Here is a 21173-nt window from a genome sequence, read left to right as displayed (position 1 = left end):
GCGCGGCCTAGGCGGTCCCGCGACACCCTACGGTTTCGACCGCGTAGGGCGGGTGCAACCCGCCGGGTTTCTCATCGCCCCGCGCGGCGGAAACAACGCCGCGATCATCCGCGCCAGCTGGTGCCCCACCTGCGCATCCTCGCGCAACCCGACATGCCCGCTCATCGCCCGTACCACAGGCGAAAAAAACCGGCGGCCAGCAGCAAGCCGACCTGCCCAAGCGCCACGCACAGGCTGAGAAAGGACAGCACATGGCGGTTTTGCGCCGCATCGGCCAACCCGGTCAGGCTCTCCCAGAAAGCCTCCGGCAGCAGCGTCAGGCTCAACTGCGCCAGGGGCTGGCCGGTCAGCTGCAGGCCCTTGATCAGGTCGAACTGGGCGCAGAACATCAGGCCCAGCAGCACCATAAAGGCCACCGCCAGCCCCAGGGCGAAACAGGCCGAGAACTGCATCAGTAAACGCATCATGTTCAACTCCCACAGAGGTAAAAAAGCGGCGCAGGCCGGACCTGCGCCGCTGTCCGTCAAAGGTCGCCGGCCGAGCTGGCAAGCGGCAGGCGGCCGACGCCGTACCAGTCGAGTTTGCGGGTCAGCACCATCACCCCGGCGAGCACGCCGAACACCAGCACCGAGCCCATCAGTAGGGCGTAGTCCTCGGCCCCGAGCAGGCCGAACAACATGGCGTAGAGCAGCGCCAGCAAGGCACCGAATCCCGCGCCACGTAGCGCGCTGTGCAGTACGTAGCTGACGTAGAAGCCAATCAGCACGACGCAGGCGCTTGCCGAAATCAGGTAAGCCAAGGCGAAACTCAGGTGCTCGGAAAGGGATAACAACAGCAGGTAGAACAGCGCCAGCGACATGCCCACCAGGGCGTATTGCACCGGGTGCACGGCCATGCGCTTAAGCACCTCGAAGAGGAAGAACACGGCGAAGGTCAGGCCGATAAACAGCAGCGCATATTTGATCGCCCGCTCGGTCTTCAGGTACTGGTCCACCGGGTCGACAAAGCTCACCCCGAAGTGGCGCGCGGTCAGCGCATTGCAGCTGTTGTCACCCACACAATCGGCCAATGCCTCTTCCAGGTTGGTGGCGAAGAAGCTGGTCTGCCACTGCGCCTTGAAGCCCTTGCCTGTCACCTCACGGCTGCTCGGCAGGTACTCGCCGACAAAGCTCGGGTGCGGCCAATCGGAACTCAGCTCAACTCGGCTATCACGCCCCACCGGGGTAATGCTCAGCTGCTCGGTGCCCTGCAGCTTGAGGTCGAAGGCGAACTCCAGGATTTGTCCGCCCTGGGTATCGAGCTGCGGCAGCGGTGCATGCACACCCGCACCGAAACGCTCCTCGGCGCTGCCGGGGGCAAAGCTCAGCGTCATGCCGTTGAAGCGCAGCTGCAGGTCATTGCTGATGCCGCGGATATCGCTGATGCCGACCGACAGGAACGGCCGCTCGAACCGGTACAGGCCCAGCTCATCGCCCAGCCCCAGGCGCGCCGGCAGCTTGAATGCGCCACTGATCTGGTTGTCGCTGCGGTACAGCAGCGCCTTGTAGATACCGCGCGAGCGCTCCTCGGTGGCAACCTGGCCATTGAGCACAAAACGCTCCGGCAGGAAGTACAGGCGGCCACGGCGCTTCTGCTCTTCCAGATAACGCTCGCCGGTCTTGGCGTGGGTTTTCCACTGGTTCCACACCTTGGTGTAGGGCAGCACCAGGATCGGCCCGGTGAGCTGCTGGCGGTAGCTGGAGCTGCGCGCGATGTCCTGCAGCACCTCGGCGCGCTGATACTGCCGCTCGCCCACCAGCCCGCCGATCATCGACAGCGGAACCAGCAACAACATAATCAGCAGGGCGATAGCGCCCAGCTTGAAACCCAGGATGCGATTCATCAGACAACTCTCCGCTACGGTTTAGGTAGGCAGAGTCTGGGCGGCGCAGGTGGTGGCTTTATGCAGCGGGGATGGAGACTCGGTGAAGATCCCGTGTCCCGGGGCCACATGGACAGCCGGGGAGATAATGGGTAGCGTCGTCGGCCCACGGAGCCGCTCACCTCAACTACATGGAAGTCACCCGCATGCCCCCACACAACCCCTACGCCACGCCCAACGCCGCCAGCGGCACCCTGGAAGAAGGCGTCAGCGACGAGGCGATCGACGCCCTGGCCGTCTCCGCCACCTGGAAGGCACGCTTCAAGGCCATCCACCATGCCGGCGGGGTCAAACTCGACAAGCTCAAGCAACTGGAGCCCAAGGAACGGCGCAAGGCCTTCGGCTTCAACGTCTACGGGTTCTTCTTCGGGCCGATCTACTACGCCATCAAGGGCATGTGGAAGAAGGGCCTCAGCCTGTTTCTGGCCTGCGCCGTGGTGGTGATAGGGCTGGGCATCGGTCTCGACTATTTTGGCTACGGCAAGATCGCCAACGCCCTCGGCTACGGCATCAGCGCGGTCTTCGCGGTGCGGGCCAACCTCGATTTCTACAAGAAGAAGGTGCTGGGCGACAACGGCTGGTGGTGAGCGCCAGGCCGTGTTTAATTGATCGATCAATAAAGATCAGCCTAGACTGCGCCCACCCGGGGGACGCCCCTAATCGACGGAGACACAGATGCCCAAGGTCGGAATGCAACCGATCCGCCGCTCACAATTGATCGCGGCCACCCTCGAAGCGGTCGACCAGGTTGGCATGGGCGATGCCAGCATCGCCTATATCGCGCGGATTGCCGGGGTGTCCAACGGCATCATCAGCCACTATTTCAAGGACAAGAACGGCCTGCTCGAGGCCACCATGCGCTACCTGATGTCCAGCCTCAACAGCGGGGTGCGCGAACGCCGTGCGGCGCTTACCGATGACAGCCCACGCGCCCATCTGCGCGGCATTATCGAAGGCAACTTCGACGACAGCCAGGTCAGCGGCCCGGCGATAAAGACCTGGCTGGCCTTCTGGGCCGCCAGCATGCACCAGCCGGCCTTGCGCCGCTTGCAGCGGATCAACGACCGCCGCCTCGACTCCAACCTGTGCTGCCAGTTCCGCCGCGTACTGCCACTCGCCGACGCGCGCGCCGCCGCCCGCGGCCTGTGCTCGCTGATCGACGGCCTATGGTTGCGCGGGGCCCTGACCGGCGACGCCTTCGACACGGCCCGCGACCTGCAGGTGGCCTACGAATACGTCGATTTGCAGCTGGCCAAGGCCGATCAGTATGCCAGCCAGCAGAACAGCGCGACGCCCAACCCGGCGAGCAGCCAGAACGGCATCCGCATGAGCAGGACGCCGAGCGGTAGGTAGAACCATTCGACCACCCACTCGACGCCCCGCACAGCTCTGCTCTCCCCCTCGGGCGCACGCGCGCCGACCCCGGCGGCCCATATCATACGGCGGACAAAGCAGTAGAAACTGCGCTCGCTGACCGCATGAAGCCCCATCCAATCATCGAGCGCCCCGATCATCGCCCTGAACACGCCCTTGAGAAACAGCACGGGCAACGCCAGATAGGCGCACAGCACGGTAACCATGAGCACGAACCTCAGGTATTCCCGCCAATCATCGAGGAGCTGAAAGTAGGCTGCCATGGCTCGCCAGCGAACCGACCAGCACCGCTGACAGGAAAATCAGATAACCCAGTGTCCAGCGATACTCCCGACGCTGCCACGCCAGCTTGAACGGCAGCAGCACAAACAGTTCACGATGTTCTCTGACATCGCGGTAAAGCTCCTGAATCAGCATCTTGCTTCCTTAGCAACCAAGCTTTAGCGAAGTCCGCGCCCCCTTCACCGGGTGCCTCATGACCGGACGCACGATAACCGGCGGATCGAAAAGCGCCAGCCAAGGTTGCTCCGCAGCCCCCATCGACACCCACCCCTCCGGGGTGTCCAGCCGCTTGCCATGTCGCGGCTAGATCGGCTCTTGTCGTCTTTATTGATTGAACGTTCAATAAAAATATTCTAGCCTGTCCGACATCTATTTTTACCCTCGACGGCTCATCGCCCCTGCGGATTCCCGGTCGTGGACAACTGGACTGGAGGACTGACCATGGCCCGATTCGACGAACAGAAGCTCTATATTGGCGGCCGCTACGTAGCAGCCAGCAGCGGCGGCACTTTCGAGTCGATCAATCCGGCCACCGGCGAAGTCCTGGCCAACCTGCAGCGCGCCAGCCAGGCCGATGTCGAGCTGGCCGTGGCCAGCGCCGCCGCCGGGCAGAAGGTCTGGGCGGCGATGACCGCCATGCAGCGCTCGCGCATCCTGCGCAAGGCGGTGGACATCCTCCGTGAGCGCAACGATGAGCTCGCCGCGCTGGAAACCCTCGACACCGGCAAGCCGCTGTCGGAGACCCGCTATGTCGACATCGTCACCGGGGCCGACGTGCTGGAGTACTACGCCGGCCTGATCCCCGCCATCGAGGGCGAACAGATCCCGCTGCGCGACACCAGCTTCGTCTATACCCGCCGCGAGCCCCTGGGCGTGGTCGCCGGTATCGGCGCGTGGAACTACCCGATCCAGATCGCCCTGTGGAAGTCCGCCCCGGCCCTGGCCGCCGGCAACGCGATGATCTTCAAGCCCAGCGAAGTCACCTCGCTGACCACCTTGAAGCTGGCCGAGATCTACACCGAGGCCGGCCTGCCCGATGGCGTGTTCAACGTCCTCACCGGCAGCGGCAGCGAAGTCGGCCAGTGGCTGACCGAACACCCCGGCATCGAGAAAATCTCCTTTACCGGCGGCACCGCCACCGGCAAGAAGGTCATGGCCAGCGCCTCCAGCTCCAGCCTCAAGGAAGTGACCATGGAGCTGGGCGGCAAGTCGCCGCTGATCGTCTTCGAAGACGCCGACCTCGACCGCGCCGCCGATATCGCGGTAATGGCCAACTTCTACAGCTCGGGCCAGGTCTGCACCAACGGCACCCGGGTGTTCGTGCCGCGCATGCTGCAGGCACGCTTCGAGGCCAAGGTGCTCGAGCGGGTCAAGCGCATCCGCCTGGGCAACCCCGAGGACGAGGCCACCAACTTCGGCCCGCTGGTAAGCGCAGCGCAAATGGACAGCGTGCTCGGCTATATCGCCAAGGGCCGCGCGGAAGGCGCGCGCCTGCTGATCGGCGGCAACCGCGTGACCGAGGGCGAGTACGCCAAGGGGGCCTATGTCGCCCCGACCGTCTTCACCGACTGCACGGATCAGATGACCATCGCCCGCGAAGAGATCTTCGGCCCGGTGATGAGCATCCTGGTCTACGACAGCGAAGAGGAAGTGATCCGCCGCGCCAACGACACCGACTACGGCCTGGCGGCCGGCGTGGTGACCCGCGACCTGGCCCGTGCGCACCGGGTCATCCACCAGCTGGAGGCCGGCATCTGCTGGATCAACACCTGGGGCGAGTCGCCGGCGGAGATGCCGGTGGGCGGCTACAAGCAGTCCGGCGTCGGCCGCGAAAACGGCCTGACCACCCTGGCACACTACACCCGGATCAAATCGGTACAGGTCGAACTGGGCGGCTACGCCTCGGTGTTCTGAGATGTGGGAGGGGCTTTAGCCGCGACGCTTTTCGCGGCTAAAGCCCCTCCCACGGATTGCTCGCTGCCCCTATTCAGGCCCGCTACAGGTAATGCACATGACCCAAGAATTCGATTACATCATCATCGGTGCCGGCTCGGCCGGTAACGTACTGGCCACCCGCCTGACCGAGGACGCGGGCGTCAGCGTGCTGCTGCTGGAAGCCGGCGGCCCGGACTACCGCCTGGATTTTCGTACCCAGATGCCCGCCGCCCTGGCCTTCCCCCTGCAGGGCCGGCGCTACAACTGGGCCTACGAGACCGATCCGGAGCCACACATGGCCAACCGCCGCATGGAGTGCGGCCGCGGCAAGGGCCTGGGTGGCTCGTCGCTGATCAACGGCATGTGCTATATCCGCGGCAACGCCATGGACTATGACGGCTGGGCCCAGGAAAAGGGCCTGGAAGACTGGAGCTACCTGGACTGCCTGCCGTATTTCCGCAAGGCGGAAACCCGCGACATCGGGGCCAACGCCTACCACGGCGGCGACGGCCCGGTGTCGGTCACCACGCCGAAGAACGGCAACAACCCGCTGTTCCACGCCATGGTCGAGGCCGGCGTGCAGGCCGGCTACCCGCGTACCGACGACCTCAACGGTTACCAGCAGGAAGGCTTCGGCCCCATGGACCGTACCGTCACCCCTCAGGGGCGACGCGCCAGCACCGCCCGCGGCTACCTCGATCAGGCCAAGGGCCGGCCCAACCTGACCATCGTCACCCACGCCCTCACCGACCGCATCCTGTTCAGCGGCAAGCGCGCCATCGGCGTGGCCTACCTGCAGGGCGACGGCGATACTCCGGTGATCGTCAACGCCCGCCGTGAAGTGCTGCTGTGCAGCGGTGCGATCGCCTCGCCGCAGATTCTCCAGCGCTCCGGCGTCGGCCCGGCCGCCCTGCTGCGCGAGCTGGATATCCCGCTGGTGCACGAACTGCCCGGCGTCGGCCAGAACCTGCAGGACCATCTGGAGCTTTACCTGCAGTACGCCTGCAAGCAGCCGGTGTCGCTCTACCCGGCCCTGCAATGGTGGAACCAGCCGGCCATCGGGGCCAACTGGCTGTTTCGCGGCAAGGGCCTGGGGGCCAGCAACCAGTTCGAGGCCGGCGGTTTTATCCGCACCCGCGCCGAATTCGAATGGCCGAATATCCAGTACCACTTCCTGCCGGTGGCGATCAATTACAACGGCAGCAACGCGGTCAAGGAACACGGTTTCCAGGCCCACATGGGCTCCATGCGTTCGCCCAGCCGCGGTCGCGTCCAGGTGAAATCCAAGGATCCGCGCCAGCACCCGAGCATCCTGTTCAACTATATGAGCCATGCCCAGGACTGGCAGGAGTTCCGCGACGGCATCCGCATCACCCGCGAGATCATGGCGCAGTCGGCACTCGATCCGTTCCGCGGCCGCGAACTCAGCCCGGGCAAGGAGGTGCAGAGCGACGCCGAGCTGGACACCTTTATCCGCGAGCATGCGGAAACCGCCTTCCACCCCTCCTGCTCGTGCAAGATGGGCGAGGACGACATGGCTGTGGTCGACGGCCAGGGCCGGGTGCACGGTGTGGAGGGGCTGCGGGTGGTCGACGCGTCGATCATGCCGCTGATCACCACCGGCAACCTGAACGCGCCGACCATCATGATGGCCGAGAAGATCGCCGACAAAATCCGCGGCCGCGCGCCCCTGCCGCGTAGCACCGCGCCCTACTACGTAGCCGGCAGCGCGCCGGTACGCGGCACGGCGCAACGCGCGGGCTAGGCCGAAAACAGGGGGTGCGCCATGCGCCCCCACGGCAACCGGCCAGCCCCCGGTCGCAGCAACGCCTGCCTGGGCCGCGCGCCTGCTACACTGCGCGCCATTTTGCTTATCAGGCCTGTACCGTGACCAACACCGCGTTTTCCTCTCTGCCGCTTTCCGCCGCCATGCTGGCCAATCTCGAGTCCCTCGGCTACACGGAGATGACCCCGATCCAGGCCCAGAGCCTGCCGGTGATGCTCAAGGGCATGGACCTGATCGCCCAGGCCAAGACCGGCAGCGGCAAGACCGCGGCCTTCGGTATCGGCCTGCTCAATCCGCTCAATCCGCGCTACTTCGGCTGCCAGGCCCTGGTCATCTGCCCGACCCGTGAGCTGGCCGACCAGGTGGCCAAGGAGCTGCGCCGCCTGGCCCGCTCGGCTGACAACATCAAGATTCTTACCCTGTGTGGCGGCGTGCCCTTCGGCCCGCAGATCGGCTCCCTGGAGCATGGCGCGCAGATCATCGTCGGCACCCCGGGGCGCATCCAGCAGCACCTGGCCAAGGGCACGCTGAAGCTCGACGGCCTCAACACCCTGGTACTCGACGAAGCCGATCGCATGCTCGACATGGGCTTCTACGACAGCATCGCCGAGATCATCGGCCAGACCCCGACTCGCCGCCAGACCCTGTTGTTCTCCGCCACCTACCCGAGCGGCATCAAGCAGCTCTCGGCAAGCTTTATGCGCGACCCGCAGCAGGTCAAGGCCGAGGCCATGCACGACGACAGCCAGATCGAGCAGCGCTTCTACGAGATCGCCCCGGAAGAGCGCATGGACGCGGTGGTCAAGCTGCTCAACTGCTACCGCCCGCAGTCCTGCGTGGCCTTCTGCTTTACCAAGCAGCAGTGCCAGGAAGTGGTCGACCACCTGACCGCCAAAGGCATCTCCGCCGCCGCGCTGAACGGCGACCTGGAACAGCGCGACCGTGACCAGGTGCTGGCGATGTTTGCCAATCGCAGCCTGTCGGTACTGGTGGCCACCGATGTGGCCGCCCGCGGCCTGGACATCGACGCCCTGGACATGGTGATCAACGTCGAACTGGCGCGCGACTCGGAAATCCATATCCACCGGGTCGGCCGTACCGGTCGTGCCGGCGAAAAGGGCCTGGCCATGAGCCTGGTGGCCCCAGCCGAAGGCCATCGCGCCCAGGCCATCGAAACCCTGCAAAGGGCACCGCTCAACTGGCATCCGCTGAGCAGCCTCAAGGCCAAGGGCGGCGCGCCATTACAGCCACCCATGATCACCCTGTGCATCGGTGCCGGGCGCAAGGACAAGCTGCGCCCCGGCGATATCCTCGGTGCCCTGACTGGCGAGGCCGGTATCCCCGGCGCGCAGGTCGGCAAGATCGCCATCTTCGACTTCCAGGCCTACGTGGCCGTTGAGCGCGTCGTGGCCATGCAGGCGCTCAAGTGCCTCAGTGAAGGCAAGATCAAGGGCCGCTCGCTGCGCATTCGCACCCTATAGTTCAGACGCAACGGCCGCCCCAGCGCGGCCCGCATAGAGGAGCAGCCCGTGCGCAATATTCTGGTGGTCGAAGACAGCCCCCTGGTGCTGAAGATCCTCGAGCACCTGTTCCGCAAGGAAAGCGGCCTGCAGCCGATCTTCTGCGCCAGCCTGGACGAAGCCCGGGTGATGCTGGAAACCTCGGCCGAGCTGTTCTTCGCGGCCATCGTCGACCTCAACCTGCCGGACGCCCCCGACGGCGAGATCGTCGACCTGGTGATGGGCTACCACCTGCCCTGCATCGTCCTCAGCGGCAGCTACAACGAGCAGCGCCGCGACCAGATGCTGCTCAAGGGCGTGGTCGACTATGTGCTCAAGGAAAGCCAGCACTCCTACGAATACGCCTTCCGCCTGCTGCACCGCCTGGAAAGCAACAGCCAGGTAAAGATCCTGATTGCCGAGGACAGCGAGGCCACCCGCCACTACATCCGCAACGTGCTGACCCCGCACCGCTACCAGATCATCGACGCCTGCGACGGCGACCAGGCCCTGCGCATCCTGCGTGAACAACCGGATATCGACCTGCTGCTGGTCGACCACAGCATGCCGGGCATCAGCGGCTTCGAGCTGGTCAAGCTGCTGCGGCAGAAGATGAAGCGCCATGAGCTGATCATTCTCGGCCTCTCGGCTGACGCCAAAGGCTCGCTCAGCGCCATGTTTATCAAGCACGGTGCCGACGACTTCCTGCGCAAACCCTTCTGCCCGGAAGAGCTCAACTGCCGGGTAATGTCGACCCTGGAGCGCCGCGACCTGCTGCTGGCCCTGCGCCAGGCCGCACAGTTCGATGCCCTCACCGGGCTGAACAACCGCCGCGCCTTCTACGAGCACGGCCAGCAGCTGTTCGCCCAGGCCAGAAGCGGCGGGCGCGACCTCAGCGTGGCGATGATCGACCTGGATCACTTCAAGCGGATCAACGACGAACACGGCCATGCCAGCGGCGATGCGGCGCTGATCGCCTTCGCCCGGGCCTTCTCTGCCACCTTCCCCGACGCCCTGCTCGGCCGCCTGGGCGGCGAGGAGTTCGCCATGCTCAGCCAGCAGGACGATGCCGCCCTGAGCGCCACCCTGGATCAGCTGCGCAGCCAGTGTGCCAGCCTGAAATACGCCACAGGCGCACCGCCGCTGTCCTTTAGCGCCGGGATCTTCCAGGGCGCGCCGGACGACCTGGAAAGCGCCCTGCACCAGGCCGACATGCGCCTGTACCAGGCCAAAAAGGCCGGGCGCGGGCGCAACTGCTGGCAGTAGCCGGTTACCGGCCGCTAAAAACGACAAAGCCCAACCAGGCATACCACTGCCTGTTGGGCTTCGCTACGCGCAACGCCAACCTACAATTTATCGCCTCACCACACGCAATGAGGACATAGCCTTCAATAAAGCAGTTCTATCGTCCGAACCTTTTCAATGCCGTAGCGGCAACGCAGGTGGTTTCTCAACAGACCCTAGAGGGTCAGATTCAGGTTGCCGCCGAAAATACCCACCAGGCCGATCATGATCAGGTAGATGGCCACGATATAGTTCAACAGCCGCGGCATGACCAGGATCAGGATGCCGGCAATCAGAGAAATCAGAGGCGTCAGTGCAAGCGTCATCGGGGCATTCCCTTTAGTTCGAATGAGAGGCCGGTACGAGCCGGCACTGCAGTAGACAGCAACCGGCGACGACTGTTCGCCAGCGCAACGCCGCCCGCCGACTCCGCACGGCTGGCCGCCGCACCGACACCCGCCTCCTTCAGGTAAGATGCGCGCTGTCTGGCGGCCCCCGAGGCGGCCTGTGGTGTTCAGAGGAAAACGCTGTGCTTGCTACGCAGGTTGTGATTATCGGTGCCGGCGCGGCCGGTTTGATGTGCGCGCTGACCGCCGCCGGGCGCGGCCGCCGGGTGCTGCTGCTGGATCACGCCAACAAGGCCGGCAAGAAGATCCTGATGTCCGGCGGCGGGCGCTGCAACTTCACCAATATGTACTGCGAGCCGAGCAACTTTCTTTCGCACAACCCGCACTTCTGCAAATCCGCCCTGGCCCGTTATACCCAGTGGGACTTTATCGCCCTGGTGGCCAAGCACGGCGTGGCGTACCACGAGAAAAAACTCGGCCAGCTGTTCTGCGACCACAAGGCCAGCGACATTCTCGACATGCTGCTCAGCGAATGTACCGAGGCCGGCGTCGAGCTGCGCCTGGACACCTCGGTGGTCGAGATCGGCAAACTGGATAGCGGCTATCAGCTGCAGACCAGCGCCGGTGCGGTGCGCTGCGAGTCCCTGGTGATCGCCACCGGCGGCCTGTCGATCCCGACCCTGGGCGCGACCGGCTTCGGCTATCAGGTGGCCAAACAGTTCGGCCACCAGTTGCTGCCGACCCGCGCCGGCCTGGTGCCCTTCAGCATCACCGACCCGCAGCTCAAGGCGCTTTGCACTGAGCTGTCCGGCACCTCGGTGGAGGACTGCCTGGTCAGCTGCAACGGCCAGAGCTTCCGCGAGAATATCCTGTTCACCCACCGCGGCCTGTCCGGCCCTGCGATCCTGCAGATCTCCTCCTTCTGGCAACCGGGCGACACTCTGCATATCGACCTGCTGCCGCATATCGACCTGCCCGAGTGGCTGACCGAGCAGCAGCGCCAGCGGCCCAATAGCGAGCTGAAGACCCTGCTGGCCGAGCTGTTCACCAAGAAGATGGCCGGGTTGTTGACCGACGGCTGGTTCGTCAACAAGCCGATCAAGCAGTACAGCCCTGGCGAACTCGGGGCGATTGCCGAACAGCTGTCCGACTGGCAGCTGGTACCGGCCGGCACCGAGGGTTACCGCACCGCCGAGGTGACCCTGGGCGGCGTCGACACCCGCGAGGTGTCGTCCAAGACCATGGAGTCGCTGAAAGCCCCGGGGCTGTATTTCGTCGGCGAAGTACTGGACGTCACTGGCCACCTGGGCGGCTTCAACTTCCAGTGGGCCTGGGCCTCGGGCTATGCGGCGGCGCAATACGTCTAGCAGGCCGCAGCCAGAGCGCTAGCGCCGAACGAATCCAGGCCTATCCCCGCGCCCAGCGTCAGACGAAGCGTTGTCCACCGCCCGGCAGTTCCGCCTGGCTCCGCGCTGCGCCAGCTATGCTATATGGCATAGCGCCAGCGATGATCGGGGGCATGCGCGGGTATACGGCATTCGAGCGGAGGGCAAACCATGGTCAAGGCTGCTGTATTGCTGCGCCTGCTGATTGTCTGCCTGCTCGGCCTGCTCAGTGCCACCAGCCAAGCCGACTGGCCAGGCCCCCGCGAGGGGCCGGCAGTCATACCGGGCAAACGCGTGGTGTTCCTCGCGGCCGACTTTCGCAACGGCGGCGTGGTCGGGGTGTACCGCAGCGTCGAGCGGGCGGCCAAGCTGGTCAGTTGGCAGGTGCAGGCCCTGGATGGGCGCGGCGAGGCCAGCGAGTGGCGGCGTATCGCCGAGCGGGCGCTGGAGATGGAACCCGACGCCGTGGTGCTCGGAGGCTTCGGCGTGTGGGCCCTGGGCGAAGAACTGCCGGCGCTGTTCCGCCAACGCAATATCCCTCTGGTCGGCTGGCACTCCGGGGATAAGCCGGGGCCCGGCGAATGGCTGTTCAGCAATGTCACCAGCGACCCGCAGGTGGTCGCCGACCTCGCCGCCGAACTGGTCATCCACGAGGGCGCGGCTGGGGTGGTGATCTTCACCGACAGCCAGTTCGCGATTGCCCGGGCCAAGACCGAGCGCATGGCCAAGCGCATCCGCGAGTGCCCGGACTGCCGCCTGCTGAGCATCGAAGACCTGCCGATCGCGGCAGCGTCGGCGCAAATCGCCGAGCGGGTCAAGCAACTGCAGCAGCGTTTCGGCTCGGCCTGGACCCATAGCCTGGCGATCAACGACGTGTACTTCGATCATATCCATGTGCCCCTGGCGCGCCTCGGGCGCAAGGACATCCGCCATGTCGCGGCCGGCGACGGCTCGGCCAAGGCCCTGGGGCGCATCAACTCCGGCTTGTCCCAGCAGATCGCCAGCATTGCCGAGCCGCTCGGCGTCCAGGGCTGGCAGGTGCTCGACGAATTGAACCGGGCCTTGGCCGGCCAGCCGCACAGCGGCTACGTCGCCCGCCCGTTGGTGGTGACCTTCGAGGTACTGCGCGAGGCCAAGGACCTCAGTGTCGGCCTGGACACCTCCCACGAGGCCGGTTACCTGCTGCTGTGGCAGCCGCACTAAGGCCGCTGCGCTACTGTGCGAGCATCTCGACAAAGCCCTGGGCAAACGCGTGCACATCCCCCGGCCAGCGCGCCGACAGGTAGTTGCCATCGCGCACCACCCAGGCCGGGCGGCTGTCGCGCTGGCTGTCGCGGTGCAGGCCGCTGGTCTTGCGCAGGTAGTCCGGCGCACCCTTCGGCACATCGAGAAAATCCGCCGGACTGGCCAGGGCGCGACCGACCTCGGCCTGCACGCTCATGTAGCCGGCCGGCTCGCCCGCTGCTTCGCGATAGGTGCGGTAGTAGTTGGGGTCCCAGAAGCGGCCATAGAAGCGGGTCAGGTTCCAGGCGCTGCGCTCCATGGCCCAGGTCAGCCCGGTGGTCTTGCGTCCATAAAGCGCGGAACGGCCGTCCGCCCCGGGGCTGCGGGCGGCCAGCAGGACGCCGTGGCAGATCGCCGCGACCGGCTTGGCGCTGGCCAGGAAGGCCCCGACAAAGGCTTGCAGGCTAGGGTCTTCCAGATAGGCGCGCATGCCCCGCGCCCAATGCCCGCCGGGTAGCAGCAGGCCGTCGAAGTCGTCGAGGCGCAGTTGCGCATAACTCAAGGGCTGGCGGAACCCGTTATCGTCCAGCATGCGGGCATAGGCCTGGCGGGCATCGCGGCGGGCCCGCAGGAGCAGACCCAGCAGTTTGAAGCGGCGCAGCCCGGGCAGCCAGCCCCAGGGATCCAGCCCCTCGCCGGCAAGCATCAGCGGATCACCTGCTGCCGCCCGGCCGCCAGGGGTGGCAAAGCACACCCGATAACCGGCCGCGCGCAACACCTGCCAGCTGATGGCAACCTCCGTGGGATCGAAATCACGCTCGGGCAAGGCAATCAGCACGGTTTTGGCGAACATGGCGCAACTTCTTCGACAAGGGGAGAGGCGAGCTTAGCCGCTGACACCGCAAGCGACGAGTGGCCGCGCAAGCCAAGGCAGCGACCTCAGGAGTCTGTAGCCGCCGCACCCGGAGAAAACGGCAACCGCCCCTAGGGCTCGACCCTGCCCGGCAGCGGTTCGCCGGGCAGCCATTTATGGTAGATGGCGGCAAAACTGCCGTCGGCCTTCATCCCGTCCAGCTCGCGTTGCCAGCGCGTGACCAGGGCCTCGTCGGTCTGCATCGAGAAGGCGATATAGCTGTCGCTGTCCATCAGGGTAAACAGCAACTGCACTTCATCCGTACGGATATCGCCCTGGGCCAGCAAGGCGCTGAGGCTGAGGTTGTCCAGCACCATCAGCTTGACCCGGCCACGCTTGAGCATGCTCACCACCTGGCTCGGCCCGGTGACCGGGGTCAGGTTGCTGAAGCCCTCGGCCCGCAAGCGCTGATGGCTGTACCAGTCACGCGGTACGGCGATCTCGCCGAACTCGCGGGCCTGCTCCAGGCGCTCGATGCTCAGGCCGGCGCTGCGCAGGGCATAGAAGCCGGTGACATTGCGCGTCAGGGGGCCGACCCATTTGAACAGCCGTTCGCGCTCCGGGGTGCGCATGGCCACGAACAACCCGGTATTGGGCCGGGTCAGCGCCAGCTGGTAACCGCGAGCCCAGGGTACCAGGCTGATCGGCGCATTCTGCCCGGTGCGCTGCATGATCGCGCGCACCACCTCGGTGGCCAGGCCGGTGGGGCGGCCATTCAGGCTGAAATTGATCGGCGGGTACTCTTCCGTGTACAGGTGCAAGGGCTGGGGCTGGGCCGGCAGCTGCAGGGGTAGACAGCAAACCAGCAGCAGGCAGAGCCATTCGCGAAACCTGACTGCAGTCACGGGAAATGCCTCATGGCAGGGGGTTGTCCTTTCAGCGTAGTCGGCCTGGCCTGCAAGCACCATGGGCGCTATCAGGAGGCCGGTGTCAGCCCCAGGACGATATCGAAACGCGCCACTTGCTCGGGCTGGCGCGCGCCCGCAACCGGGACAAAGGGAACCACCAGCAGCTCGCGCAGGGCCGGCTCGCGGATGGCGTTGAGCAGGCCGTCGCGCGGGTTGCGCGGCTCGCCACGGATATAGCACTGAGTGGCAAAGCGCGGCTGCCCCGGCAGGGTCACGGCGAAGTGGATATGCGGCGTGCGCCCCGGATAGGCCACCGGGCGAATGGTGCGAAAGCGGTAACGGCCATCGCCGCCGGTGGTGAAGCGACCATAGCCCTGGAAATTACTGTCACGCCGCGCCCTGTCGCCGCCACGGCTGTGCAGGTAGATGCCGCGGGCATCGACCTGCCAGATCTCCACCAGTGCGCCCTCGAGCGGCGCGCCGCGGCCATCGAGAATCTTCCCGTGCAGCTGCACGCGAATTCCCTCGGCCAGCTCGGCATGGCCCTCGACCTGCAACAGATCGTTGTCGCGGTCCAGCGGTAACTGATCCGGGTAGAAGGGCCCCAGGGTCTGTGCCGGGGTCAGCAGGCGCTGGGCCAAAGCCAGCGATGGGCTGGCCAGCAGCACGCCGCCGCTGACGGCGAGCAGGATGCGCCGACGATTGATATCCAGCATGCTCCACTCCCTACATGGCTGCCCTGCCGACCAGTGTAGTACGCCATGCATTGCGCACCGGCATGCGCGGCCGAGGACATGAAGCCCAGCGGCCCTCGAGGTTGTTGCGCGGAACGCGACAGCCGAGCACTCAGCCGGAGAAACGAGGCTCCGCAGGGCCGCTGCGGGGCCAGGCGAAACCCTGCAAAAAACCCGAATAGGGTTTGGCCAGCGGATAATCCAGATCGCCCCGCTTGCTAGTACTCAACTTGAGTTCGCCGAGCAACTCCACCAGTTTCAACCCGGCACCCACACCGTCGATCACCGGTACACCCAGTGCACCACTGAGCGACTCGGCCAGGTGGCTCATACCGGCGCAACCGAGGACGATAGCGCCAGACTGGTCGTGCTCCAAGGCTTCCTCACAGGCCTTGTGCATCAGATGCTGCAGGCCTTGGGGTTGCCCATCCAGAGCAAGCACCGGGATGTCCACGGCATGGATGCCCCGGCAGTACTGAGTAAACCCATAGCGCTCGACAAGATGGCGGGCAATGATCTTGGTGCGGTCCAGGGTCGTCACGATGCTGAACCCGGTGGCGACCCAGGTCGCCAGGTGCATGGCAGCCTCGGCGATGCCGATCACCGGATGCCGGGAGATTTCCCGCGCAGCCAGCAGACCGGGGTCGCCAAAACACGCGATCACATGCCCTTCGGCACCATCGCGCTCGCCGTCGCGGATGGCCTGGAGCAACCCAGGCAAGCAGAGCGCCTCGTCGTAGTGGCATTCGATGGAGGCCGGCCCCGCGCTGCTGGTCACGGCCAACAGCTGGTTACCTGGACGCAGCAGGGGTCGAGCGGTCTCAGCCAGGCGGGCGGTCATGGCAACGCTGGTGTTCGGGTTGATAAGTTGGATTTTCATCGCTGCGCTCAGGCTCCGATCAGGTGCTTCAGCGGGTGGTAGCTGGCTTTGAGCTTGCCGGCCGACTCGAGGATGGCGGTCTCGATGGCGATCAGGTGGAAGCAGGTCAGCTCGATGGCGGCATTCTGGTTGCCCGCCTCAATGAACTCGATCAGACGCAAGTGCTCGTCGTCGCGGCAAGCGTCATGCCGCTCGTCGTCCAGTGCAGCGGCGTAAAGCGAGGCACGGGAGATAAGCTTGCGGAACCAATCCAGCAGCACCGGGTTGTTGAGTGCCTCGGCCAGCTTGATGTGGAACTCGCCGAGCAGGTGGATCAACCGCTCATGGTCATGACCGAGCCGCGCCTCTTCCTCCAGCAGCAGATGCTCGCGCAGGCTCGGCATGGCCGAACCGCCACGCCGCCGACAGAGCTCGGTGACCATACCGATCTCGATCAGCCGACGCGCCTCGAACAACGCGCGGATTTCCTCGTCGCTGGGCAACGATACCCAAGCCCCCTTGTTGGTTTCGGTGGAGACCAGGCCATCGGCCTCCAGTTGCTTTAGCGCCGCCCGCACCGAGGTGCGACTGACGTTGAACAGCTCCGCCAGGGATGCCTCTCCTAGTTTCATTCCGGGCCGCAGCGAGCGCTTGCTGATGGCCTGATAAACCCCCTGGTAGACGCGATCAACCGTGGTTTCCAGCTTCTTGTCTGCCATGTATGACTCCGTAATTCAGTTCACAACCTGGATAGCGGCGGAAACGAGCCGCCGGAAAACCCGGTTGCGTTGCCAGCATAATCCTAGTATTTCTATATTGCATTCAATTTTTGCATACAAAAACAACAGGAGTGCACCAAAATGAACCACACATCTTCCATCGAGGTGCAACACGTCAGCAAGCGCTACATCGACGACCCCGCCGTGGCACCCGCGCTCGACGACGTCTCGGTGAGCATCCGTCACAACGAGTTCTTCACCCTCCTCGGCCCCTCGGGCTGCGGCAAGACCACCCTGCTCAGATCCATCGCCGGGTTCGAGCAGGTCAGCTCCGGCAGCATCCATATTGGCGGCCATCGGGTGGACGAGCTGCCGCCTTACAAACGCCGGGTCAACACCGTGTTCCAGAACTACGCGCTGTTCCCGCATATGAGCGTGACCGAGAATATCGCCTTCGGCCTGGAGATGCAGGGGCTGGAGCGTTCGGCCATTCCTGCCCGGGTGAAGGAGATGCTGGCCCTGGTACAGATGGAGCACCTCGCCCGTCGCCGCCCCGCGGAGCTTTCCGGCGGCCAGCAGCAGCGCGTAGCGCTGGCCCGCGCCCTGGCACCCAAGCCCGATGTACTGCTACTGGACGAGCCGCTCTCGGCGCTGGATCTGAAGCTACGCAAGGAGATGCAGGTTGAGCTCAAACGGGTGCAGCAGGAGGCGGGCATCACCTTTATCTTCGTCACCCACGACCAGGAAGAGGCGCTAGCCCTGTCCGACCGCATAGCGGTGATGTCCAGCGGCAGGATTCTGCAGATCGGCACGCCCAACGAAATCTACGAACGCCCGCAACACCGCTTCGTCGCGCACTTCATCGGCGACATCAACTTCCTCCCCGGCAACCTGCGCCGTTGCGCGCAGAACGGCGGCCTGTTCCAGCCGGAGGGCATGCCCGTGGAAATCCCCTGCAACCCCGCGACCGCACTGGAGAGCGGCGCGGTGCAACTGGCCTTCCGCCCGGAGCGCTCAAAGCTGGTGGAGCCATCCCAGCCACACCATCTACAGGGCGTTGTCGAAACCGTGTTGTATGTTGGCACAGCCACCCTCTACCAATGCCGTCTGAGTAACAACGCCACGGTGATGCTGCGGGAAAACAATGAGGGCAGTGCCAGCGCCCGTACCGTGGGTTCCAGCGTCGCGGTGCACCTGCCGCCCCACGCCTGCCTGTTGATGGAGGCCTGAGATGAGCGTCAGCGCCACCGCCCCCAGCCTCAACCGGTTGTTGCTGCTCACACCGGTACTGCTCACCCTGCTCGGCCTGATCGTTGTTCCCCTGAGCATCATGGGCTATATCAGCCTGCTGCCGCGCAACCTCCATGGCGGCGTAGACTGGAGTGCCGACTTGCAGTGGCACAGCTATATCCAACTGCTCTTCCAGGAGGACTTCGACGGTAACCAGGCGCTCAACTGGGTCTATGCCCAGGCACTGTTACGCTCGGCGCTGCAGGCTGGCGGCACCACTCTGCTGTGCTTCCTCTTCGGTTTCCCCGTAGCGCTGTGGATGAGCAGCCTCAGCGAGCGCTCACGCAACCTCATGGTGCTGCTGATCACCATTCCCTTCTGGACCAACCTACTGATCCGCAACTACGCCTGGCTGATCATCCTGCGCGAGCATGGCTGGCTGGCGCAGAGCCTCAACGCCCTGTTCCCCCAGGCTGGCGGCATCACCCTGCTGTACAACGACTTCGCCGTGGTGGTCGGACTGATCTACAGCTTTCTGCCATTTATGATCCTGCCGCTCTACGCCACTCTGGAGAAGCTCGACTGGCGCCTGGTGGAAGCCGCCTACGACCTTGGTGCCAACCGCTGGAAGGCTTTACGCCGGGTGATCCTGCCACTGTCCATGCCGGGCGTGGTGGCCGGTTCGCTGTTGGTATTCGTGCCGAGCCTGGGAGCCTTTATCACCCCGGCGATCCTCGGCGGCGGCAAGACGCTGATGATCGGCAACCTGATCCAGCAGCAGTTCGGCACCGCACGCAACTGGCCGCTGGGCAGTTCGCTGTCTTTCCTCCTGCTGGGTCTGATGCTGCTTGCCCTGATGCTCTACGCCCTCTACAGCCGCAAGGCCGCCAAAGCCGTCCTCCAGGGAGCACGCTGATGATCGCTAACCACCTGAAGAAGCTACCGCTTACCCGCGAAACCAGCCTGCTGGTTCTGGCCTACCTGTACCTGCCGATCCTGGTGCTGATCGCCTATAGCTTCAACGCCAACCGTACCGCCACCGTCTGGACCGAGTTCTCCTTCGCCTGGTACGGCCGTATTCTGGACAACCCCTCGATCCAGGCCGCAGCGCTGAACTCGGTGATCGTCGCCAGCATCGCCACCGTCTGCGCTACCGCTATCGCCCTGCTCGCGGCGCTGGCCACCTACCGACCGTTCTACGGACAAAAGATGGTGGAAGGCGGTATCAACCTGCCACTTATCCTGCCGGAAATCGTCACTGCGGTGGCCACCCTGCTGCTGTTCATGGCTCTCGGTATCAAGCTCGGCCTGCTGACGGTGATCATCGCCCACATCGGCTTCTGCATCCCCTTCGCCTACCTGCCTATCCGCGCACGCCTGAACGACCTGGACAAGAGCCTGCTGGAGGCGGCCAACGACCTCTACGCCAACCCCTTCCAGACCTTTCACCGGGTCACCCTGCCGCTGCTGTTTCCGGCGGTGCTATCTGGCGCGGTGCTGGCGTTCGTGGTCAGCCTGGACGACTTCATCATGACCTTCTTCGTCGCCGGTCCCGGCTCGACCACGCTGCCGGTCTACATCTTCTCGGCCATCAAGGCTGGAGTGACGCCCGAGATCAACGCCATCTCGACCCTGATGCTGGTGATCTCGATCGTGCTGGTGGTGCTTTCCTACTGGCTCGGCCAGCGCGGCAAGCCCGCCACCTGAACCCTCGTTGCACTGCTGCCCAACCCTGTTCGTCAATCCGGAGAAAAACAATGAAGCTGCAAGCATTGCGTCATGCCGTTGCCGGTTTTGCCCTGAGTTGCCTTGCCACATCCTTCGCCCAGGCCGAGGAACCCAAGAAGCTGTTCTTCTACAACTGGACCGACTACTACCCGGTGGAACTGCTGGCCAAGTTCGAACAGGAGACCGGCATCAAGGTCACCATGGATGGCTACGACAGCAACGAAACGCTGCTGGCCAAGCTGCAGGCCGGTGGTGCCGCCTACGATGTGATAGTGCCGTCGCACTCGATCATGCGCACCCTGATCGAACAGGGACTGCTGCAGGCAATCGACGCGGCCAGCCTGCCGAACTTCGTGCATGTAAAGGAAGCCTTTCGCGACCCCGAGTTCGATCCGGGTCGCCAGTACTCCGCGCCCTACCTCTGGGGTACCACTGGTTTCTCCTATGACAGCGCGCGGGTGCCGGGCGGCCAACTTGACGACTCCTGGAAGGAGTTCTTCGAACCGCGTCCAGAGCTGCAGGGCCAGGTCGCCGCACTGGATACCCCGAGCAGCCTGATCAATGCCGCCAGCCACTACCTGGGCATGGATGAGTGCAGCGAGAACCCACAGGACGCCAAGCGCATTCTCGAACTGCTGCAGAAGCAGAAGCCCTTCCTGAAGATGTACAGCTCCGACAACACGGTGGACCGCATGGCCTCCGGCGAGATCATCATGATGCAGAACTGGAACGGCTCCACTGCCCGCGCCACCCTGCAAAAGAGCAGCATCAAATACGTCTACCCGCGCGAAGGCATCTCCATGTTCCAGGACAACTTCGCCGTACCCAAGAGCGCACCACACCCGGGCAACGCCAAGCGCTTCATCGACTGGATGATGAAGCCGGAGAATGCCGCCGCCGTATCGAACAGCATCGCCTACGCCAACGGCATCGACAGCGACGCGCTACTCGACAAGAAGTGGCGCGTGATGGACGCCATCAATATGCCGGACGCCTATGCCGAACGTCTGCGACCGGAGAAAGAGTGCAGCAACCAGGCCCGCGAGCTGCAGGACCGCATCTGGTCCAGGCTCAAGGGCTGACTGTAGGCGCGCATTCATTCACC

At 64.7% G+C, this 21173-nt stretch carries 22 protein-coding genes; 12 read left to right on the top strand and 10 right to left on the bottom strand.

Annotation, left to right across the window (positions count from 1 at the left end):
• Nucleotides 1-161 precede the first annotated feature (161 nt).
• Entirely contained in the window at nt 162-467 is a 306-nt protein-coding gene (locus AACY13_RS16060; RefSeq protein ID WP_339462581.1) for a hypothetical protein, read from the bottom strand.
• A gap of 56 nt (nt 468-523) precedes the next feature.
• Complete coding sequence (gene creD, locus AACY13_RS16055; protein ID WP_339462580.1) at nt 524-1882, bottom strand: cell envelope integrity protein CreD; 1359 nt, start codon at nt 1880-1882, stop codon at nt 524-526.
• A gap of 185 nt (nt 1883-2067) precedes the next feature.
• On the opposite strand from creD, the gene AACY13_RS16050 reads away from it, so the two are divergent.
• Together AACY13_RS16050 and betI are read left to right on the top strand one after the other, a co-directional pair.
• Nucleotides 2068-2508, top strand: a complete 441-nt coding sequence (locus tag AACY13_RS16050) for a DUF2628 domain-containing protein (protein WP_339462579.1) — start codon at nt 2068-2070, stop codon at nt 2506-2508.
• Nucleotides 2509-2596: 88 nt separating this feature from the next.
• The gene (gene betI, locus AACY13_RS16045; protein ID WP_339462578.1) at nt 2597-3274 is read left to right on the top strand and encodes a transcriptional regulator BetI; all 678 of its coding nucleotides are present in this window, start codon (nt 2597-2599) and stop codon (nt 3272-3274) included.
• Here the strand turns inward: betI and AACY13_RS16040 are convergent.
• Nucleotides 3184-3558, bottom strand: coding sequence for a hypothetical protein (locus AACY13_RS16040; RefSeq protein ID WP_339462577.1), 375 nt, complete (start codon nt 3556-3558; stop codon nt 3184-3186). The genes betI and AACY13_RS16040 overlap by 91 nt on opposite strands.
• Complete coding sequence (locus AACY13_RS16035) at nt 3530-3712, bottom strand: hypothetical protein (protein ID WP_339462576.1); 183 nt, start codon at nt 3710-3712, stop codon at nt 3530-3532. Before AACY13_RS16035 ends, AACY13_RS16040 begins: the two co-directional genes overlap by 29 nt.
• A gap of 306 nt (nt 3713-4018) precedes the next feature.
• Between AACY13_RS16035 and betB the strand changes: the two genes are divergently transcribed.
• The 4 genes from betB to AACY13_RS16015 all read left to right on the top strand — a co-directional run bounded on the left by betB (nt 4019) and on the right by AACY13_RS16015 (nt 10063).
• The gene (gene betB, locus AACY13_RS16030) at nt 4019-5491 is read left to right on the top strand and encodes a betaine-aldehyde dehydrogenase (RefSeq protein ID WP_339462575.1); all 1473 of its coding nucleotides are present in this window, start codon (nt 4019-4021) and stop codon (nt 5489-5491) included.
• 97 nt (nt 5492-5588) lie between these two features.
• Nucleotides 5589-7277, top strand: a complete 1689-nt coding sequence (gene betA, locus AACY13_RS16025; RefSeq protein ID WP_339462574.1) for a choline dehydrogenase — start codon at nt 5589-5591, stop codon at nt 7275-7277.
• A 122-nt stretch (nt 7278-7399) separates the two neighbouring features.
• Nucleotides 7400-8779 (top strand): ATP-dependent RNA helicase DbpA, encoded by a 1380-nt coding sequence (gene dbpA, locus AACY13_RS16020; RefSeq protein WP_339462573.1) that lies wholly within the window; start codon nt 7400-7402, stop codon nt 8777-8779.
• 48 nt (nt 8780-8827) lie between these two features.
• Entirely contained in the window at nt 8828-10063 is a 1236-nt protein-coding gene (locus tag AACY13_RS16015) for a diguanylate cyclase domain-containing protein (protein ID WP_339462572.1), read from the top strand.
• A 194-nt stretch (nt 10064-10257) separates the two neighbouring features.
• Here AACY13_RS16015 and AACY13_RS16010 read toward each other — a convergent pair whose 3' ends face one another.
• Nucleotides 10258-10407, bottom strand: coding sequence for a DUF3096 domain-containing protein (locus AACY13_RS16010; protein ID WP_325503544.1), 150 nt, complete (start codon nt 10405-10407; stop codon nt 10258-10260).
• A 203-nt stretch (nt 10408-10610) separates the two neighbouring features.
• Here AACY13_RS16010 and AACY13_RS16005 point away from each other — a divergent pair, with 203 nt between their 5' ends.
• Together AACY13_RS16005 and AACY13_RS16000 are read left to right on the top strand one after the other, a co-directional pair.
• Nucleotides 10611-11795, top strand: coding sequence for an NAD(P)/FAD-dependent oxidoreductase (locus AACY13_RS16005; protein ID WP_339462571.1), 1185 nt, complete (start codon nt 10611-10613; stop codon nt 11793-11795).
• A 189-nt stretch (nt 11796-11984) separates the two neighbouring features.
• Complete coding sequence (locus tag AACY13_RS16000) at nt 11985-13016, top strand: hypothetical protein (protein WP_339462570.1); 1032 nt, start codon at nt 11985-11987, stop codon at nt 13014-13016.
• Nucleotides 13017-13026: 10 nt separating this feature from the next.
• Here AACY13_RS16000 and AACY13_RS15995 read toward each other — a convergent pair whose 3' ends face one another.
• From AACY13_RS15995 to AACY13_RS15975, 5 genes are all read right to left on the bottom strand, one after another.
• Nucleotides 13027-13890 carry a type 1 glutamine amidotransferase domain-containing protein gene (locus tag AACY13_RS15995; RefSeq protein WP_339462569.1) on the bottom strand — a complete coding sequence of 288 codons (864 nt, stop codon included), beginning with the start codon at nt 13888-13890 and terminating at the stop codon, nt 13027-13029.
• A 131-nt stretch (nt 13891-14021) separates the two neighbouring features.
• Nucleotides 14022-14795: a substrate-binding periplasmic protein gene (locus AACY13_RS15990; RefSeq protein ID WP_339462568.1), complete on the bottom strand. Its 774-nt coding sequence runs from the start codon at nt 14793-14795 to the stop codon at nt 14022-14024.
• Between the two features lie 71 nt (nt 14796-14866).
• Nucleotides 14867-15514: a protocatechuate 3,4-dioxygenase gene (locus tag AACY13_RS15985; protein WP_339462567.1), complete on the bottom strand. Its 648-nt coding sequence runs from the start codon at nt 15512-15514 to the stop codon at nt 14867-14869.
• A 130-nt stretch (nt 15515-15644) separates the two neighbouring features.
• A complete protein-coding gene (locus tag AACY13_RS15980) occupies nt 15645-16412 on the bottom strand; it encodes an aspartate/glutamate racemase family protein (protein ID WP_339462566.1) in 768 nt (255 codons plus the stop codon).
• A gap of 8 nt (nt 16413-16420) precedes the next feature.
• Nucleotides 16421-17110, bottom strand: a complete 690-nt coding sequence (locus AACY13_RS15975; RefSeq protein ID WP_339462565.1) for a GntR family transcriptional regulator — start codon at nt 17108-17110, stop codon at nt 16421-16423.
• 141 nt (nt 17111-17251) lie between these two features.
• On the opposite strand from AACY13_RS15975, the gene AACY13_RS15970 reads away from it, so the two are divergent.
• The 4 genes from AACY13_RS15970 to AACY13_RS15955 are packed head-to-tail and all read left to right on the top strand — an operon-like array spanning nt 17252 to nt 21150.
• Nucleotides 17252-18340, top strand: coding sequence for an ABC transporter ATP-binding protein (locus tag AACY13_RS15970; protein ID WP_339462564.1), 1089 nt, complete (start codon nt 17252-17254; stop codon nt 18338-18340).
• Nucleotide 18341: 1 nt separating this feature from the next.
• A complete protein-coding gene (locus AACY13_RS15965) occupies nt 18342-19256 on the top strand; it encodes an ABC transporter permease (RefSeq protein ID WP_339462563.1) in 915 nt (304 codons plus the stop codon).
• Entirely contained in the window at nt 19256-20047 is a 792-nt protein-coding gene (locus tag AACY13_RS15960) for an ABC transporter permease (RefSeq protein ID WP_339462562.1), read from the top strand. The genes AACY13_RS15965 and AACY13_RS15960 overlap by 1 nt, the downstream gene beginning before the upstream one ends.
• Nucleotides 20048-20097: 50 nt before the next feature.
• Complete coding sequence (locus AACY13_RS15955; RefSeq protein WP_339462561.1) at nt 20098-21150, top strand: extracellular solute-binding protein; 1053 nt, start codon at nt 20098-20100, stop codon at nt 21148-21150.
• Nucleotides 21151-21173 lie beyond the last annotated feature (23 nt).

Origin of the sequence: Pseudomonas sp. EA_105y_Pfl2_R69, from assembly GCF_963970915.1 — a bacterium.
In the GTDB taxonomy this organism is placed as follows: domain Bacteria; phylum Pseudomonadota; class Gammaproteobacteria; order Pseudomonadales; family Pseudomonadaceae; genus Aquipseudomonas.
Note: the sequence above shows the minus strand (reverse complement) of the source record. Positions and strands in the feature narration are given on the sequence as shown.